Genomic DNA, 16,822 nt, shown 5'->3' with positions numbered 1-16,822 from the left:
CCCCGCGTCCTAGCTCACCCGGCGCAGGTGGCCGCCCTCGACGGCCTGCGGGTTGCTGGCCTCCTCGAAGGCCTGGCGGGGCTCGACCATGTCCGGCAGGGCGGCGAAGTCGCGGCGCAGGAGGAACCCGAGCGTCCAGTCCGACAGCACCCGGAACTTGCGGTTGAAGGTCGGGACCGCGAACAGGTGGTAGGCGCGGTGCGCGTACCAGGCGAGGCGGCCGTTGAGCCCGATCCTCCCGAACAGCTGGGCGGCGCCCTTGTGCATGCCCAGCCCGGCGACCGCTCCGAGGTTCTTGTGGCGGTAGGCCTTGGGCTCCTCGCCGCGCAGGGCGGCGATGACGTTGCCGGCCAGCACCGGCGCCTGGCGGACCGCGTTCTGGGCGTTGGGCGGGTAGTAGCCGCCGTTGCCGTCGGGCACCTGCGCGTTGTCGCCGCCGGCGAAGGCGTTCTCCACGCCGTTCAGGGCGAGGAACTCGCTGGTGTCGAGGTGGCCCTTGGGTCCCAGCGGCAGGTCGCTGGCGGCGACCACCGGGCTGGGCTTGACGCCCGCGGTCCACACCAGGGTCCCGGCGTCGAACGCGGTGCCGTCGCTGAGCTTGATGTGCTGGTCGACGGCCGACTCCAGGAACGTCTTGAGCCGGACGTCGATGCCGCGGCGGCGCAGCTGGTTGAGGGCCTTGGTGCCGACCTCGGGGCCGACCTCGGGCAGGATCTTGTCGGCGGCCTCGATGAGGAAGAACCGCACGTCCGACTGCTCGATCGAGGGGTGGATGCGGACCGCGTCGCGGACCATGTCCTCCAGCTCGGCGATGGCCTCGGCCCCCGCGAACCCGCCGCCGACGAACACGAAGGTCAGCGCCTTGCGGCGGACGTCCTCGTCGTCGGTGGAGTCGGCGATGGTCAGCTGGTCGAGCACGTGGTTGCGCAGGAAGGCGGCCTCTTCGACCGTCTTGATGCCGATGCCCCACTCGGCCAGGCCCGGGATGGGCAGGGTGCGCGAGACGGCGCCGGCGGCCATGACCAGGTAGTCGTAGGAGAGGGTCTCGGGCTCGCCCGCGTTGGGCTCGTAGCGGACGGTGCGGTCGGCGTGGTCGATGCGGACGACCCGGCCGCCCAGCACGCGGACCCGCTTGAAGACCTTGCGCAGGGGGACGACGACGTGGCGGGGGGAGATGCTCCCGGCCGCGGCCTCGGGCAGGAACGGCTGGTAGGTCATGTACGAGTTGGGGTCGATGACGGTGATCCGCGCTTCACCGGCACCGAGCTTCTTCTCCAGCCGCTTCGCGGTGTACATCCCGAGGTAACCGCCACCGACGATGAGGATGTGCGGGATCTCCGCCTCGTCCCCTCCGCCGTGCACCAGCCGGTAGTTCCTGCTCTCGGTCATCGCATATCCGCCCTAACGGTTCTCGGCCGCCCCCGTCCGAGGCGGGGGTGGAGGCTCCCATTCGTGTCGCGTGTCGTGGCCGTTGCGGGAGCCCGACCTTTTTGTCGCTGCTTGTGCATTCTTTCACAAGCATCGACCCGCAGAGAAGGTTCACACCTGACCACCTTCCCACCACATTCCACCCCACTCCACCCATGTTTCCGCAGGTCAGAGCGGTTGTGAAAGCGTTCACAAGGGGCGTTCGTGGTGACACGTCTCACCCGGAGGTCCCTTGCACGGACCCCGAAAGGCCCTGGTGAAACCCGGTTCACGGGGGACGGCGCCCCGAGGGGTCCGCCGACCGGGCCCTCCCGGCGGCGGGAGGGCCCGGCGGGGGTCCTCAGACGACCAGGCTCCAGGCCACGCCGTCCAGGATGTCGTGCTCGCTGGCCGTGAACGCGTCCGCCCCCGTGCGGGCCAGGACCCGCGACAGCACCAGCGCTCCCGCGCCGATCACGTCGACCCGGCCCGGGTGCATGACGCCGATCTCCGACCGCCGCACCGACGTGGACGCCAGCAGCTCCGCGGTGATCCGGTCCAGCTCGGCCACCGGCACGCGCGTGTGGTGGATGCGCTCGGAGTCGTACTCGGACAGGTCCAGGGCGATCCCGGCGACCGTGGTCGCGGTCCCCGCGACGCACACCACCGAGCCCGCCTCGCGCAGCGGCACGACCCGCTCGACCTCGTCCAGCGCCGCGTCGATGTCGGCGGTCGCCGCCGCGATCTCCTTCTCCGTGGGAGGGTCGCTGCGCAGGTGCCGCTCGGTCATCCGCACACAGCCGATGTCCACCGACAGGGCGGCCCGCACCAGCTCCTCCTGCTCACCGGGCCCGCCGCCCAGGACGAACTCGGTGGAGCCGCCGCCGATGTCCACCACCAGGAAGGGCGGTTCGAACCCGGTGGGCACGTCCTCGTCGGCCTCGGCGGCGAACTCGGCGGTGGCGCCCACGAAGGACAGCTCCGCCTCGTCCAGCCCGGTGACGACCTCCGGCTCCACGCCCAGGATGGCGCGCACGCCGTCGATGAACTCCTGCCGGTTGCGCGCGTCCCGCGTGGCACTGGTGGCGACCATCCGGACCGCGTCCGGGCCCAGCCCGATGCCGTGCGCCTCGATGGCCTGCGCGTAGCCGCGCAGCGCCTCGAAGGTGCGCTCCAGCGCCTGCGGGGCGAACTCCCCGGTCTCGTCGACGCCCTCGCCCAGCCGCACGATCTCCATGCGCCGGTCGACGTCCACGACCTGGACCTCGTCGCCGTCGATGTGGACGACGTCCGCGATCAGCAGCCTGACCGAGTTCGTCCCGCAGTCGATCGCCGCGACACCGCTCATGACCCGTTCCCTTCAGCGCCCTCGGGGGCGTTCTCCTCGATGCACACGCACGGTCCCCGGTCCCACCAGCGCGGCAGGTCCTCCAGGGCCTGGGCCCCGATCGGGTTGGCCCCGGGCTCGGCCAGCTCGTGGGCGACCAGCGCGTGCAGGCACTTGACCCGGGTCGGCATGCCCCCGGTGCTCTGCATCCCCTCCGGCAGCGGCTCCACGCCGTCCAGGCGCGCCTGCTCGGCGCGCTCGGCGACATAGGACTCGTGCGCCCGGGTGTAGGCGGCGCCCAGGTCGGGGTCGCGGGCCAGGCTCTCCTGCATCTCGCGCATGCGCCCGGAGTTCTCCATCCGGCCGATGGCCGACGCGGCGCGCGGGCACGTCAGGTAGTACAACGTCGGGAAGGGGGTCCCGTCCTCCAGGCGCGGCGCGGTGCGCACCACGTCCGGCAGGCCGCACGGGCAGCGGTGCGCGACACCGCGCACGCCGCGCGGTGTGCGGCCCAGCTGGAGTTCGACGGCGGCGGTGTCGCGCGGGTCGACGGGGTCCCCGGTACGCCCGGATACGGGCTGGTCTGCGGAAGTCATGACCGGTCCAGGATAGGGCCACCCGGGCGCGCACGGCCCCCGCGGACCGGGCCCGGCGGGTCAGGGCGCGGTCCCCGCCGAGGGGTCGTCGGCCTCCTCCACCGAGCGCCACAGCGCGGTGAACCACGGCTCCCCGGGCCCCGCCTCGGCGCCGGTGTCGTCCTCGGCCTCGGGGCGGACCACGATGTAGGCGGTCTCGCCCGGGTACTGGTAGTGCAGGCGCAGCCGGGCCTCGCGCTCCACGTACTCGTCGGTGCCCAGCGCCTCCTCGCGCGAGCGCAGGTCGCGCACGCTCTCCTCCATGCGCGCCCGCTCCTCCTGGAGCTCGGCGATCTGGGCGCGCTGGGCCACGTACTCGCGCAGCGGGTAGGCCAGGCTGAGCGCGATCACGCACACGACCAGGGCCAGGATGGCGGCCCTGCTGGTGAGCATGGGCCGCACGGCCCGGGCCGGGGAGGGCGCCGGTCGCGACGCCCTCCCCTGCCGCTTCTTCCGGTCCGGTGTCTTCGCGTCCCGCCGGGCGGCACGGCCGCGCGGCCTGTCGGCTTTGGTCGCCTTACGGGCCTTTGCGGGCGGCTGCTGGGATTCGCGGGACACTGGGGCAGACTAGCCGCGCCGGGCGAAGCGCGGGAAGGCCGACACGCCCGCGTAGACGGCGGCGTCCTCCAGCAGCTCCTCGATGCGCAGCAGCTGGTTGTACTTGGCGACCCGCTCGCTGCGCGCCGGGGCGCCGGTCTTGATCTGCCCGGCGTTGGTGGCCACCGCGATGTCGGCGATGGTGGTGTCCTCGGTCTCGCCGGAGCGGTGGCTGATCATCGCCGTGTAGCCGCTGCGCTGGGCCAGGGCGACCGCGTCCAGCGTCTCGGTGAGGGTGCCGATCTGGTTGACCTTGACCAGCAGCGAGTTGGCGGTGCCGCTGGCGATGCCGCGGGCCAGGCGCTCGGGGTTGGTGACGAACAGGTCGTCGCCGACCAGCTGGACCTTGTCGCCGACGGCGTCGGTGAGGGCCTTCCAGCCGTCCCAGTCCTCCTCGTCCAGCGGGTCCTCGATGGAGACCAGCGGGTAGTCCCGGACCAGCTCGGCGTAGTAGGCGGACATCTCCGCGGAGGTGCGGGGCTTGCCCTCGAAGGTGTAGACGCCCTCGGAGTACAGCTCCGTGGCGGCCACGTCCAGGGCCAGCGCGATGTCGGTGCCCGGGGTGTAGCCGGCCTTCTGGATGGCCTCGACGATGAGGTCGAGGGCGGCGCGGTTACTGTCCAGGTTGGGGGCGAAGCCGCCCTCGTCGCCGACGCCGGTGCCCAGGCCGTGGCCCTTGAGCACGGACTTCAGCGCCTGGTAGACCTCGGCGCCCCAGCGGACCGCCTCGGAGAAGGTGGACGCGCCGATGGGCGCGACCATGAACTCCTGGATGTCGACGTTGCTGTCGGCGTGGGCGCCGCCGTTGAGGATGTTCATCATCGGCACGGGCAGCACGTGCGCGTTGGGGCCGCCGAGGTAGCGGAAGAGCGGGAGCTCCGCCTCCAGCGCGGCGGCGTGCGCCACGGCCAGGGAGGCGCCCAGGAGGGCGTTGGCGCCCAGCCGCGACTTGTCGGGGGTGCCGTCGAGCTCGATGAGCGCGCGGTCGATCAGCCGCTGGTCGTCGGGCTCGAACCCGTGCAGCTCGTTGGCGATCTCGTCGTTGACCGCCGCGACGGCCTTGGTCACGCCCTTGCCGCCGTAGCGGTCGCCGCCGTCGCGCAGCTCGACCGCCTCGAACTTGCCGGTGGAGGCACCGCTGGGCACGCCGGCGCGCCCGATGATGCCGTTGTCGAGTCCGACCTCGACCTCGACGGTGGGGTTGCCGCGGGAGTCAAGGATCTCTCGCGCCTGAACTGCCTCGATGGACGCCACGGGCTCTCTCCGTCTCTTCGGTGTTTCCGGGACCGCTGTGCCAGGACCCGACACGAGACTAGCGACCCGCCGGGGCGGCGGGCGCGCCCGCCCTGGGGAATTGGTCTAGTCCATGCCCGGCGTTCGCGGTCCCGCCCCCTCCAGCAGCGCGGCCAGCGCCACGGCGACGGCCCGGCCGCGGTGGGCGCGGGCCTGCTCGGGGGCCAGGAACACGGCCAGGTCCTGGAGCCCGCCCAGGGCGATGATCGCGCCCATCCGGGCGGGCATGTCGGCGTCCTCCCCCACCAGCACGGCGTCCAGGCGGCGGCGCCAGCCCATGACGTCCTCGACCAGTCCGACCCGGGTCAGGGAGGACAGGTCGCGCAGCAGCGCGAGCAGCAGGGCGGCGTGGCGCACGCAGATGTCGAAGTAGGAGCCCAGCACCTCGTCGGGGGCGTTGCGGGCGCTCGCGTCCAGGCCGGCGAGGAATTCCTCCATGTCCCGCCGCAGCGGCTCGGCCAGGGCCCGCAGCAGGTCCTCCTTGGACCGGAAGTGGTAGTAGAGCGCGGCCTTGGTGATGTCCAGCCGCTCGGCGATCTCGCGCAGGCTCGTCTTCTCGTACCCCTGCCTGCCGAAGAGGTCCAGGGCGGCCTCCTGGATCTCCGCCCTGGTGTCGCCGCTCGTTCTGGGCACCGCTGCACTCCCGTCTCCGGCGTCGTCCGTCGCCCCGATCATAGCGCTGACTTTCCGACCGGTAAGTTACTTGACGGCCGGTAAGTAGCTCTCTACGGTGAGGGGGAGACGGCCCCGCTTCCCCGAGGGGCCCGGTGGAGGACCTCCCATGACCGCCGTGCACGACGTCCTGATCTCCGGCGCCGGCGTCGCCGGACCCGCCCTGGCCCACTGGCTGCACCACCACGGCATCCGCGCGACCGTGGTCGAGCGCGCCCCCGCCCCGCGCCCCGGCGGCTACGCCGTCGACCTGCGCGGCGTCGCCGTCGACGTCGCCGAGCGCATGGGCGCGCTCGCCGAGATCCGCCGCGGAGTCACCGGGATGGGCAGGGCGTCCTTCGTCGACTCCCGGGGCCGCCGGGTCGCCGGGTTCTCCTCCGCGGACGCGCTGGGCGGGGACCGCTCCCTGGAGATCCTCCGCGGCGACCTGGTGCGCATCCTGCACACGCCCACCGAGGCGTACACCGAGTACCTGTACGACGACACCCTCACCGCCCTGGAGCAGGACGGCGACCGGGTGCGCGCGACCTTCGAGAGGACCGCCCCGCGCACCTTCGACCTGGTCGTGGGCGCCGACGGGCTGCACTCGGCCACCCGGCGGATCGCGTTCGGCCCCGAGGAGCGCTACGCCCGGTTCCTGGGCGCCCACATCAGCATCTTCACGATCCCCGACCACCTGGGGCTGGACCGCGAGGCGCGGCTCTTCAACGCCCCCGGGCGGGGCTCGGGGATGTACCGGACGCCGCGCGCCGAGGGGGCCAAGGCCATCTTCATCGTCCGCTCCGCCGGGGCCGGCGGGATCGACCGCCGCCCGCCCGCCGAGCAGCGCGCGTACCTGCGCGCGGAGTTCGGGGGGCTCGGCTGGGAGAACGACCGCATCCTCGACGCCATGGACGCCTCCGGGGACTTCTACTTCGACTCCGTCACGCGGATCCACATGGACACCTGGTCCCGCGGCCGGATCACCCTGCTCGGCGACGCCGGGTACTGCCCCTCCCCCATGTCGGGGCAGGGCACCAGCCTGGCACTGGTCGGCGCGTACGTGCTCGCCGCGGAACTGGCCCGGCACGGGCGGGCCGAGGACGCGCTGGCCGCCTACGGGGCGCGGATGCGCCCCTACGTGGACGCCAACCAGGCCGTCGCCGACGCCGGGCTCGCGGTCCTGGCCCCGCGCACCCGGCGCGGGATCGTGCTGCGCAACACGGCGCTGCGGCTGGGCGGCCCGCTGGTCGGCCTGCTGGGCCGGCTCGACAGGAGGCTGTCGGACGCCGCCGAGGGGCTGGACCTGGACGCCCCGGCGCCGGCCCGGCCCTGAACCGGCCCGCGGGCGGCGGGCCCCGAAGGCTCCCCCGCCCCGGGAGGGGCCGCGCACGGCGGGCCCTTCCCGGCCGGCTCCCGCGGCCCCGGACGCACGGGGGCGGCCGGCCCCGGGCAGAGGACGCGCAGGACGCCGCCCGGCCGCGCCCGCGGGCTCACCCGCCGGCCGCCTCCCAGTAGGCGCGCCACTGCGCCGCGCTGAGCCCGCGGGGCTCGCGGCCGTCGGCGCGGGCCGCCGCCTCCGCGGCGCGCACGCGCCCGTCGAACCGGCGGGCGGCCGCGCGCAGGTCCGTCTCGGCGTCGCGGTCCCGGTCCCGCTCCGCGGCGACCGCCGCGAACAGCCCGCCGCCCGCGCCCCCGTCGTCGCCCACCAGCTCGGCGGGGAGGCCGTTGCGCACCGCGCGCTTCTGGAGCTCGTAGGCCAGCAGCACGGCGGGCTGGGCGAAGGGCACCCCGTCGAGCACCGAGGTCTCCCCGGTACCGCCGCCGGCCCTGGCCTTCTCCGCCCGCTCCGCCGCCTTGATGGCCTCCCAGTTGGACCACACCTCGTCGGTGCCCGACACCTGTGCCCCGCCGAACACGTGCGGGTGGCGGCGGGTCATCTTGTCGATGATCGCGTCGGCGACGTCGTCCACCGTGAACCGCGCCGGGTCGTCCCCGGGCCGCTCGGCCGCGATCGCCGCGTGGAACACCACCTGGAGCAGGACGTCCCCCAGCTCCTCGCGCAGCTGCGCGACATCGCCCTCCTCGATGGTCTCCAGGGTCTCGTACGCCTCCTGGATGAGGTACTTGGCCAGCGACTCGTGGGTCTGGCCGCGGTCCCAGGGGCACTCGCGGCGCAGGGTGTCCATCACCTCCACCAGGCGCAGCAGGCGGTGCCCGGCGGGCTGGGGCTCGGTCATGTCGGGGTCCTCGTCCGTGTCGGGGAAGGAAAGGGGCCGGGCGGGGCCCGGGTCAGCGGTCCTGCTCGGGCAGCCAGCCGCCCGCGCGCAGCACCGACAGCACCGCCGCCACGGAGTCCGCCGGGGACGCGTCCACGGTGTCCACCACCAGGTCGGCGTCCGCGGGCTCCTCGTAGGGGTCGGAGATCCCGGTGAACGCGGGGATCTCCCCCGCGCGCGCCTTGGCGTACAGGCCCTTGCGGTCGCGGGCCTCGCACTCCTCCAGCGGCGTGGCCACGTGCACCAGGAAGAAGTCGCCGCCCGCCTCCTCCGCCATGGCCCGCACCTCGGCGCGGCCCCGGGCGTAGGGGGCGATCGGCGCGCACACCGACACCCCGCCGTGGCGGCCGATCTCCGCCGCCACGTAGCCGATCCGGCGGATGTTCAGCTCCCGGTCCCCCGGCGAGAACGTCAGCCCGTACGAGAGCATGCGCCGGACCACGTCGCCGTCGAGCAGCGTCACCGAGCGGCCCGCCCGGCGGATCCCGTCGCACACCCCCCGCGCGATCGTCGACTTGCCCGACCCCGACAGCCCCGTGAAGAACACCGTCAGCCCGCGCCGGGTGCGCGCCGGGCGCAGCCGCGCCAGCTCCGCGCCCACCCGCGCCGGGGTGAACCACGCCGGCAGCTCCCGGCCGTGCGCCAGCTCCGCCTCCACCTCCGCGTCGGAGGGCTCCCGGCGGGCCCGCGCCGGGTCCACCCGGGTCAGCGGCTCCCACAGGCCCTCGTCGGTGTCGTACCGCCACGGTTCGGGGTCCAGCACCGTCACCGGCGGGCGCCGGGCCATGACCCGCTCCACGTCCGGACCGCCGTCCCGCCCCGCCTCCACGATCAGGTGGGTCGCGCCGTACGCGGCGGCCACGTGCGCCGCCAGCAGGGCGTCCCGCTCCCCCCACCGGCCGCCGAGCGCGCCGTCCGCGCGGGCCTGCGCGCGCGGCAGCGTGCACACGGCGACCATGGCACGCGGCGGCAGCAGCGCCCGCGCCGCCATCACCGCGGCCGTCATGCCCTCGTCCTCCAGCCCGGCGTCCACCAGCACCAGCACCTCGGCCCGGTCCGACTCCACCCCCGGCGCGCGGCCCAGGGCCTCCGCCTCGGCACGGATCTGGTGCAGGGCCCGGTGGTGCAGCGGCCGGTCGGTGACCACCGCCAGCAGCGGCCCCCCGGACTCCCCCTCCAGGTCGCGGCGGGCGCGCACCTCCGCCGGCGTCGGCCGCAGCTCGCGCAGCACCCCGTAGGTGGGCGGGCGCAACAGGGACACCTCGCCCGCCAGGCGGTACCCGCCGTCCCGGTCCCGCCACCGCTCGGCGACCGCCAGCTCCGCCAGCGGGGCGCCCTCGGGGTCGGTGAGGACGACCGTGCCGCCCTCGGCGGCGAAGTCCGCCGGGACCGGGAGGGTGACCGGAACCGGCCAGGCCCGCCCATCGGGCAGGCGGCCCGAGCGCTCCACCGACTCCGCCTGCGCGCGTGTCATGAATCCCGGCAGCGGGTACGCACCGCTCAGGATCAGCTCCAGATGTGCGAGCGCGTCCGGGCCCGGGGCGAGGACCGGGGCGTCCGGCCGCCCGGAGGCACCGTCCGACGTGCCCCCACGCCTGTCGACACTCACCACGCGACTTCCTCTCCTACCGTCCGACCGGAGTCCACCGAAATCGCCACTAGCGTATGCCGGACCGGATGCCCCCGCCGCGCGGTACCGCGCCGGCACAGCGCCGGACCCCGCACCACGCGGAATACCCGCAGCTCATGAAAGGTTTTCATGAAGGTGCCGCACGCCGCGCGGACCGGCCCCGGCCGGAGTGCCGCGGTGGCGCCCGCACGCGCCCGGCCCGCGAACGGGCCGCGGACTGGATAGTCTGAACAGACCCGGGCGGCGCCTGCAGCCGTGCCGCCGCCCCCACCGTGCAGGCCTCGCGACCATCCGCCTGAACCGGACCTTCTTCTTTCTTTGGTGCTATGAGCCTCATTGGACTTCTCGCCGACGTCTCCCGGGACCCGGCGCTGCACAGCGCGATCGAGACCGCCCGCGGCGGCCGCGATCCCCACCTCGACCTCGTCGCCCCGCCGGCGCTGCGACCCTTCATGGTCGGCGCGCTGGCCGCCGACGCCCCCGTGGGCGCGGGCCGCCCCGTCCTGGCCGTCACCGCCACCGAGCGGGAGGCCGCCGACCTGGCCGACGCCCTGCGCTCACTGCTGCCCGAGAACTCCGTGGCGCTGTTCCCCGCCTGGGAGACGCTGCCGCACGAGCGGCTGTCCCCGCGCTCGGACACCGTCGGCCAGCGCCTGGCGGTGCTGCGCCGGCTCGCCCACCCCGACCCCGCCGACCCGCTGACCGCGCCGCTGCGGGTCGTCGTCGCCCCCGTGCGCAGCGTCCTGCAACCCCTCGTGGCCGGACTGGGCGACCTCGCCCCCGTGCGGGTCCGCCCCGGCGACGAGGCGTCCCTGGAGGACGTGGTGGGCTCCCTGGCCGACACCGGGTACTCCCGGGTCGACCTGGTGGAGAAGCGCGGCGACATGGCCGTGCGCGGCGGCATCCTCGACGTGTTCCCGCCCACCGAGGAGCACCCCCTGCGCCTGGAGTTCTGGGGCGACACCGTCGAGGACATCCGCTACTTCCAGGTCGCCGACCAGCGGTCCATCACCCCCGGCGAGAGCGGCGACCACGGCGACGCCGCCTCCGGCCTGTTCGCCCCGCCCTGCCGGGAGCTGCTGCTCACCGACACCGTGCGCGGGCGCGCCCGCGCACTGGCCGCCGAGCACCCGTCGCTGGCCGAGGTGCTCACCAAGATGGCCGACGGCATCGCCGTCGAGGGCATGGAGGCGTTCGCCCCCGTGCTCGCCGAGCGGATGGAACCGCTGCTGGACCTGCTGCCCGAGGGCGCCATGGTGGTGGGCTGCGACCCCGAGCGCATCCGCACCCGCGCCGTCGAGCTGGAGGCCACCAGCGCCGAGTTCCTGGAGGCGTCCTGGATCAACGCCGCCTCCGGCGGGGAGTCGCCCATCGACCTGGGCGCCTCCGCGTACATGTCCATCGCCGACCTGCGCACCGTCGCCTCCGGCCTGGGGACGCCCTGGTGGGGGCTGACCCCGTTCAGCTCCGGCGAGGCCGACACCCGCGAGGAGGACGACGCCGTCGTGGTGGGCGCGGTGCCCGCCGAGACCTACCGCGGCGACACCGAGCGCGCCCTCGCCGACATCAAGGGCTGGCTGCACGACAACTGGAGCGTCGTGCTGGTCACCCAGGGGCACGGCCCCGCCGAGCGGTTCGTGGCGATGCTGCGCGACGCCGGGCTCGGCGCCCACCTGGCCCGGGACCTCACCGAGCCGCCCGCCCCCGCCGTCGCCACCGTGACCACCGGGCTGGTCGACCACGGGTTCCTGCTGCGGACCGTGCACACCGTGGTGCTCACCGAGACCGACCTGGCCGGGCAGAAGTCCTCCACCCGCGACATGCGGCGCATGCCCAGCCGCCGCAAGGGCACCGTCGACCCGCTCCAGCTCAAGCCCGGCGACCACGTCGTGCACGAGCAGCACGGCGTGGGCCGGTACCTGGAGATGGTCAGCCGCCAGGTCCAGGGCGCCACCCGCGAGTACCTGCTCATCGAGTACGCGCCGTCCAAGCGCGGCCAGCCCGGCGACCGCCTGTTCGTGCCCACCGACCAGCTCGGCGAGGTCACCCGCTATGTCGGCGGCGAGGCGCCCGCGCTGTCCAAGATGGGCGGCGCCGAGTGGAGCAAGGCCAAGAGCCGCGCCCGCAAGGTGGTCCGCGAGATCGCGGGCGACCTCATCCGGCTGTACTCCGCCCGCCAGGCCTCCCCCGGGCACGCCTTCGGGGCGGACACCCCCTGGCAGCGGGAGCTGGAGGACGCCTTCCCCTACGTGGAGACGCCCGACCAGCTGGCCGCCATCGAGGAGGTCAAGAAGGACATGGGCCGGTCGGTCCCCATGGACCGGCTGATCTGCGGCGACGTCGGCTACGGCAAGACCGAGGTCGCGGTGCGGGCCGCGTTCAAGGCGGTGCAGGACGGCAAGCAGGTGGCACTGCTGGTGCCCACGACGCTGCTGGTGCAGCAGCACCTGTCCACGTTCAGCGAGCGGTACGCGTCCTTCCCCGTCACCGTCAAGCCGATGTCGCGGTTCCAGACCGACGGCGAGGTGGAGCTCACCCGCGAGGGGCTGCGCTCCGGCGAGGTCGACGTGGTCATCGGAACCCACCGGCTGCTGTCCTCCGAGACCCGGTTCAAGGACCTGGGCCTGGTCATCATCGACGAGGAGCAGCGGTTCGGCGTCGAGCACAAGGAGGCCCTCAAGCGGCTGCGCACCCAGGTGGACGTGCTCGCCATGTCGGCGACGCCGATCCCGCGCACCCTGGAGATGGGCCTGACCGGCATCCGCGAGATGACCACCATCCTCACCCCGCCGGAGGAGCGCCACCCGGTGCTCACCTTCGTCGGGCCCTACGAGGACAAGCAGATCACCGCGGCCATCCGCCGGGAGCTGATGCGCGAGGGCCAGGTGTTCTTCGTGCACAACCGGGTCGCGTCCATCGACCGGGTGGCCGCCGAGATCAAGCGCCTGGTGCCCGAGGCCCGGGTCGCCTACGCCCACGGCCAGATGAACGAGCAGCAGCTCGAAAAGGTCATGGTGGACTTCTGGGAGAAGAACTTCGACGTGCTGGTCTCCACGACCATCGTCGAGTCCGGCCTGGACGTCCCCAACGCCAACACGCTGATCGTGGACCGCGCCGACAACTACGGCCTGTCCCAGCTCCACCAGCTGCGCGGGCGGGTCGGCCGCGGCCGCGAGCGGGCGTACGCGTACTTCCTGTACCCGCCGGAGAAGCCGCTCACCGAGACCGCCTACGAGCGGCTGGCCACCGTCGCCCAGCACACCGAGACCGGCGCGGGCATGTACGTGGCGATGAAGGACCTGGAGATCCGCGGCGCGGGCAACATCCTGGGCGCCGAGCAGTCGGGGACCATCGCCGGGGTCGGCTTCGACCTGTACGTGCGCATGGTCGGCGAGGCCGTCGCCGAGCTCAAGGGCGACCAGGGCGCCGCGGAGGAGGCCGAGACCCGCGTCGAGCTGCCGGTCAACGCGCACATCCCGCACGACTACGTGCCCGGGGAGCGGCTGCGGCTCCAGGCGTACAAGCGGATCGCGGGGATCACCGTCGAGGAGGACGTGCTCGCCGCCTACGAGGAGCTGACCGACCGGTACGGCACCCCGCCCCAGCAGGTGGACAACCTCATGGCGGTCGCGCGGTTCCGGATCCTGGCCCGCTCCGCGGGGCTCCAGGACGTGGTGCTCCAGGGCAGCCAGATCCGGTTCACCCCGGTGGAGCTGCGGGAGTCGCAGGAGCTGCGGCTGCGGCGGATGTACCCGAAGTCGCTGCTGAAGGAGGCCACCCGCACCCTGCTGGTGCCGGTCCCCAAGGCGGGCGGCATGGGCGGCAAGCCGCTGCGCGACCTGGAGCTGCTGGCCTGGTGCACGGAACTGGTGAACGCCGTCTTCGAGCCGGGCAGGCGCAAACCCCCGGTCGTCGAGGACTGACCGCGGGGGTGTGCGGTGGCCTCTCCGACGGGTCCGGGCCACGGACCGGCCGGCACCGCGAGGTCGTCCTCCACGGGATTGGCCGGCCTGTACGGGCAAGCCGCCGCACGCGACCGGGCGGGCGACCGTGACCTCCTAGGGGCATCCGGTCCGGCATGCGTGCGGGGCCCGCCCCGGGGCGGGCCCCGCACGTGCGCGGGGGTCAGGTCCGGGGGGCGTCCCCGTCCTGCGGACCGGCCTCGTAGGTGATGCCGTACAGCTCCTCGGACTCGTCCTCGGCGGCACCGCGCCGCCACCGGCGGGGGCGCTCGGCCCGGCGGGCCCGGCGCTCCTCGCGTCTGCGCTCCTTCTCCGCCGCCCGGGCCGCCCGGGCCTCGGCCCTGGCCCGGGCGCGCTCGGCCCGCTCGCGCTCCCTGCGCTCGCGCTCCTCCCCCGCCGGGGGCGCGGGCTCCGCCGCGGGTGCGGCGTCCGCGCCCTCCTCCGCGGCGGGGGCCTCCTCCGGCGCCCCCGCGGGCGGCGCCTCCCCGACGGCCACCCCGCCGCCCTTGTCCTCGCGCGGGCGCAGCGGGGTGACGGTGGCCAGCCCCTCCCCCACCGGGACGTCGGCGGGCAGCTCCACCCGCGCGGCGGAACCGGTGCCGGGCCCCGGCCCGGGCGCGGGCGCGGGGGCCGCCCCGGGCGCGGTGTCGGGGGTCGCGGCGGCCGGGGAGTCGCGGGTGTACCACCAGTTGGCCGCCCACGCCGCGACGGCCGCGGCCACCCCCACCTCCAGGGCCGCCACCAGCCCCACCTGCCAGGCCGAGGGCCCCACGTCCGACAGCCGGTCACCGCCCAGGGCCCCGCCCGCCAGCTCCCCCAGCGCCGCGCACAGCAACCCCGTGGTCACCCCGCACACGAACCCCCACAGCGGCGCCGCCTCGCTCACCACGTCCGGCGCGCTGCGCTGGGTCAGCACCCCGCCCACCGCCCCGGCGACGAACGGCACCGCCAGCGCGGCCAGCGACACCACCGGCGCCGCCCCGTTCTCCGGCAGCGCCGCCAGCATCGGCAGCAGCGGCAGCGGTCCCACCGACACCCCCGTCGGCGCCACGACCGTCATCTCCCCCACCGCGAACCCCGGGCCCAGCGCGTAGCAGACCGCGAACACCACCGCGTTGGGCAGGTACGCCAGCTGGATGAGCAGGAGCAGCACGCCGCCCACCCAGCCCGGGCCCAGCAGCCGCGTCGTCTGGACCGCCTCGGGCAGGCTCACCGCCAGCGCCGCCAGGAACAGCAGGAGCCCGCCCGCCAGCAGTGTCCCGGTGGAGGCGAGCATCCCCACCAGCAGCGACCGCGAGCGGGCGGGCATCAGCGCCAGCAGGTCCCGCGCCACCACGCCCTTGTCGCGCATCAGCTGGCGCAGCACCCCCAGCCCCCCGGCCAGGAAGGCGATGAGGAAGCCCATGACCAGCGCCCGCGGCATGCTCGGCTCCACCGCGTCCGTGCGGGCCAGCAGCGCCAGCGTCCCCGCGATCGCCGCGTAGGGGCCCGCGATGGCCACCGCAGCCCGGTGCACGTGCCGCAGCCGGCCGATCTCGCAGTTGCGCGCCACCCACCGGCCCGACCGGTACAGCAGCAGGCCCGGCAGCAGCACCAGGCCGAGCGGCAGCAGGCTGATGCTCCCCCCGGGCACCGCGAACGACACGTGGTGGCCCACCAGCCAGGCCAGCACCGCCCCTTGGAGGAGGTCGACGATCTCCTCGCCGAAGGTCTCGTGCGGGGCGGCCACCCATCCGACCATGGTGAGGGTGACGATGACCGCCAGGCCGATGCCCGCGGAGGTCGCGGCGGCCACACCGCCCGTCGAGTAGACGGGGCGCGGTGCTTCGGAGGTTCCCGTGCGGCGGGCTGGGTCGGGGGGAGATCCTGGCGTGCTCACCCGACTTATGCTGCCAGGGACCGGATTGCTCCGCGCCATCCCCGCCGCGCGTGTCGTGCTTCCCCGTCCCGGCGGGGGCGGTGAGGAACCCCCTGACCGGTACGTCCGTCGTACGATGAAAGACGCCATCGCCCCCGCTCGAACGGACGACCATGACAGGCCCGGAACCAGCCCCCTACCGCCTTTCCGACGGTGAACGCGACGAGGCGCTGGAGTCCCTGCGCACCGCGTTCCAAGAGGGCAGGCTCACCGTCGACGAGCACGAGGAGCGCTCCACCGCCGCCCTGCACGCGGTCACCGGCCAGGACCTGGTCCCCCTGTTCGGGGACCTGCCCCCGCACCTGCACCCGGCCTCGCTGGGCGCGAGCGGCGCCCGGCCCGGGGAGATCGCCCCGGCCGGGGGCGGCGAGGGCCCGGTCGACCTGGCCGAGACCGGCCGGTCCGTGGAGAAGAAGAAAAAGAAGAAGGACGACGACAACCTGCCGTCCGTCCTGGGCTGGGGCGGGTTCCTGCTCTTCGTGTGGGGCGTGCCGACGTTCATCTCCGGGAGCGTCACCGCCATCAGCATCTTCCTCGGGTTCTTCTGCCTGATGGTGGTGCCCGGTCTCATCACCGCGCTGGCGCGGCGCCGGCGCCGCGGGGGCGGCCGGGACGAGATCGCCGGGGGCTGAGCGCCCGGCCGCGGAGGCCGGTGGCGGGCGGGGCGGCCCCGGATACGGCGACGGCCCCGCACGCGCCCGGAGGGCGCGCACGGGGCCGTGGGGGCCGGGTGCGGCTAGAACAGCGCGCGCACCAGCTCGGCGGTTTCGCTGGGGGTCTTGCCGACCTTGACGCCGGCGGCCTCCAGGGCCTCCTTCTTCGCCGCGGCCGTCCCCGAGGAACCCGACACGATGGCGCCCGCGTGGCCCATCGTCTTGCCCTCCGGAGCGGTGAAACCCGCGACGTAGCCCACGACCGGCTTGGTCACGTTCGCCTTGATGAAGTCCGCGGCGCGCTCCTCGGCGTCGCCGCCGATCTCGCCGATCATCACGATCACGTCGGTGTCCGGGTCGGCCTCGAACGCCGCCAGGGCGTCGATGTGCGTGGTCCCGATGATCGGGTCCCCGCCGATCCCCACCGCGGACGAGAAGCCGATGTCGCGCAGCTCGTACATCATCTGGTA

12 protein-coding genes and 1 pseudogene are annotated in these 16,822 nt (G+C 74.5%); 3 read left to right on the top strand and 10 right to left on the bottom strand.

Annotation, left to right across the window (positions count from 1 at the left end; translation table 11 throughout):
• Window positions 1–9: 9 nt before the first annotated feature.
• The 6 genes from BUE45_RS26620 to BUE45_RS26595 form a co-directional block, all read right to left on the bottom strand.
• Window positions 10–1,389, bottom strand: a complete 1,380-nt coding sequence (locus BUE45_RS26620) for an NAD(P)/FAD-dependent oxidoreductase (RefSeq protein ID WP_073383284.1) — start codon at window positions 1,387–1,389, stop codon at window positions 10–12.
• A gap of 379 nt (window positions 1,390–1,768) precedes the next feature.
• Window positions 1,769–2,755: a Ppx/GppA phosphatase family protein gene (locus tag BUE45_RS26615; protein WP_073383281.1), complete on the bottom strand. Its 987-nt coding sequence runs from the start codon at window positions 2,753–2,755 to the stop codon at window positions 1,769–1,771.
• The gene (locus BUE45_RS26610) at window positions 2,752–3,330 is read right to left on the bottom strand and encodes a DUF501 domain-containing protein (protein WP_073383279.1); all 579 of its coding nucleotides are present in this window, start codon (window positions 3,328–3,330) and stop codon (window positions 2,752–2,754) included. The genes BUE45_RS26615 and BUE45_RS26610 overlap by 4 nt, the downstream gene beginning before the upstream one ends.
• Window positions 3,331–3,390: 60 nt before the next feature.
• Complete coding sequence (locus BUE45_RS26605; RefSeq protein ID WP_073383413.1) at window positions 3,391–3,762, bottom strand: FtsB family cell division protein; 372 nt, start codon at window positions 3,760–3,762, stop codon at window positions 3,391–3,393.
• 174 nt (window positions 3,763–3,936) lie between these two features.
• On the bottom strand, window positions 3,937–5,220 hold the full coding sequence (gene eno, locus BUE45_RS26600; protein WP_073383276.1) for a phosphopyruvate hydratase: 1,284 nt from the start codon (window positions 5,218–5,220) through the stop codon (window positions 3,937–3,939).
• Window positions 5,221–5,325: 105 nt separating this feature from the next.
• A complete protein-coding gene (locus BUE45_RS26595; RefSeq protein WP_073383410.1) occupies window positions 5,326–5,892 on the bottom strand; it encodes a TetR/AcrR family transcriptional regulator in 567 nt (188 codons plus the stop codon).
• Between the two features lie 148 nt (window positions 5,893–6,040).
• Here BUE45_RS26595 and BUE45_RS26590 point away from each other — a divergent pair, with 148 nt between their 5' ends.
• Window positions 6,041–7,246, top strand: a complete 1,206-nt coding sequence (locus BUE45_RS26590; protein WP_073383273.1) for an FAD-dependent monooxygenase — start codon at window positions 6,041–6,043, stop codon at window positions 7,244–7,246.
• 157 nt (window positions 7,247–7,403) lie between these two features.
• Here the strand turns inward: BUE45_RS26590 and BUE45_RS26585 are convergent, their stop codons facing one another.
• Window positions 7,404–8,150, bottom strand: a complete 747-nt coding sequence (locus BUE45_RS26585) for a nucleoside triphosphate pyrophosphohydrolase (RefSeq protein WP_073383270.1) — start codon at window positions 8,148–8,150, stop codon at window positions 7,404–7,406.
• Between the two features lie 52 nt (window positions 8,151–8,202).
• Window positions 8,203–9,801, bottom strand: coding sequence for an adenylyl-sulfate kinase (gene cysC, locus BUE45_RS26580; RefSeq protein WP_073383267.1), 1,599 nt, complete (start codon window positions 9,799–9,801; stop codon window positions 8,203–8,205).
• Window positions 9,802–10,145: 344 nt separating this feature from the next.
• On the opposite strand from cysC, the gene mfd reads away from it, so the two are divergent.
• The gene (gene mfd, locus BUE45_RS26575) at window positions 10,146–13,742 is read left to right on the top strand and encodes a transcription-repair coupling factor (protein WP_073383265.1); all 3,597 of its coding nucleotides are present in this window, start codon (window positions 10,146–10,148) and stop codon (window positions 13,740–13,742) included.
• A 202-nt stretch (window positions 13,743–13,944) separates the two neighbouring features.
• On the opposite strand, the gene BUE45_RS26570 is transcribed toward mfd, so the two are convergent.
• Complete coding sequence (locus BUE45_RS26570; protein ID WP_449406668.1) at window positions 13,945–15,699, bottom strand: cell division protein PerM; 1,755 nt, start codon at window positions 15,697–15,699, stop codon at window positions 13,945–13,947.
• Window positions 15,700–15,812: 113 nt separating this feature from the next.
• On the opposite strand from BUE45_RS26570, the gene BUE45_RS26565 reads away from it, so the two are divergent.
• On the top strand, window positions 15,813–16,331 hold the full coding sequence (locus BUE45_RS26565) for a DUF1707 SHOCT-like domain-containing protein (protein ID WP_073383261.1): 519 nt from the start codon (window positions 15,813–15,815) through the stop codon (window positions 16,329–16,331).
• Between the two features lie 104 nt (window positions 16,332–16,435).
• On the opposite strand, the pseudogene BUE45_RS26560 reads toward BUE45_RS26565, so the two are convergent.
• Window positions 16,436–16,822: pseudogene (locus BUE45_RS26560) on the bottom strand (succinate--CoA ligase subunit alpha); the annotation flags it as partial.

It is taken from the genome of Nocardiopsis flavescens (assembly GCF_900141985.1).
Taxonomy (GTDB): Bacteria; Actinomycetota; Actinomycetes; order Streptosporangiales; family Streptosporangiaceae; genus Nocardiopsis; species Nocardiopsis flavescens.
The sequence above is the reverse complement of the archived record's forward strand: the minus strand, read 5'-3'. Positions and strand labels throughout refer to the sequence as shown.

Bases quoted from the DNA above. Each gene is read 5' to 3' on its own strand.
- BUE45_RS26620 (WP_073383284.1), bottom strand. From the start codon at position 1,389: ATGACCGAGAGCAGGAACTACCGGCTGGTGCACGGCGGAGGGGACGAG.
- BUE45_RS26615 (WP_073383281.1), bottom strand. From the start codon at position 2,755: ATGAGCGGTGTCGCGGCGATCGACTGCGGGACGAACTCGGTCAGGCTG.
- BUE45_RS26610 (WP_073383279.1), bottom strand. From the start codon at position 3,330: ATGACTTCCGCAGACCAGCCCGTATCCGGGCGTACCGGGGACCCCGTC.
- BUE45_RS26605 (WP_073383413.1), bottom strand. From the start codon at position 3,762: ATGCTCACCAGCAGGGCCGCCATCCTGGCCCTGGTCGTGTGCGTGATC.
- BUE45_RS26590 (WP_073383273.1), top strand. From the start codon at position 6,041: ATGACCGCCGTGCACGACGTCCTGATCTCCGGCGCCGGCGTCGCCGGA.
- BUE45_RS26585 (WP_073383270.1), bottom strand. From the start codon at position 8,150: ATGACCGAGCCCCAGCCCGCCGGGCACCGCCTGCTGCGCCTGGTGGAG.
- mfd (WP_073383265.1), top strand. From the start codon at position 10,146: ATGAGCCTCATTGGACTTCTCGCCGACGTCTCCCGGGACCCGGCGCTG.
- BUE45_RS26570 (WP_449406668.1), bottom strand. From the start codon at position 15,699: ATGGCGCGGAGCAATCCGGTCCCTGGCAGCATAAGTCGGGTGAGCACG.
- BUE45_RS26565 (WP_073383261.1), top strand. From the start codon at position 15,813: ATGACAGGCCCGGAACCAGCCCCCTACCGCCTTTCCGACGGTGAACGC.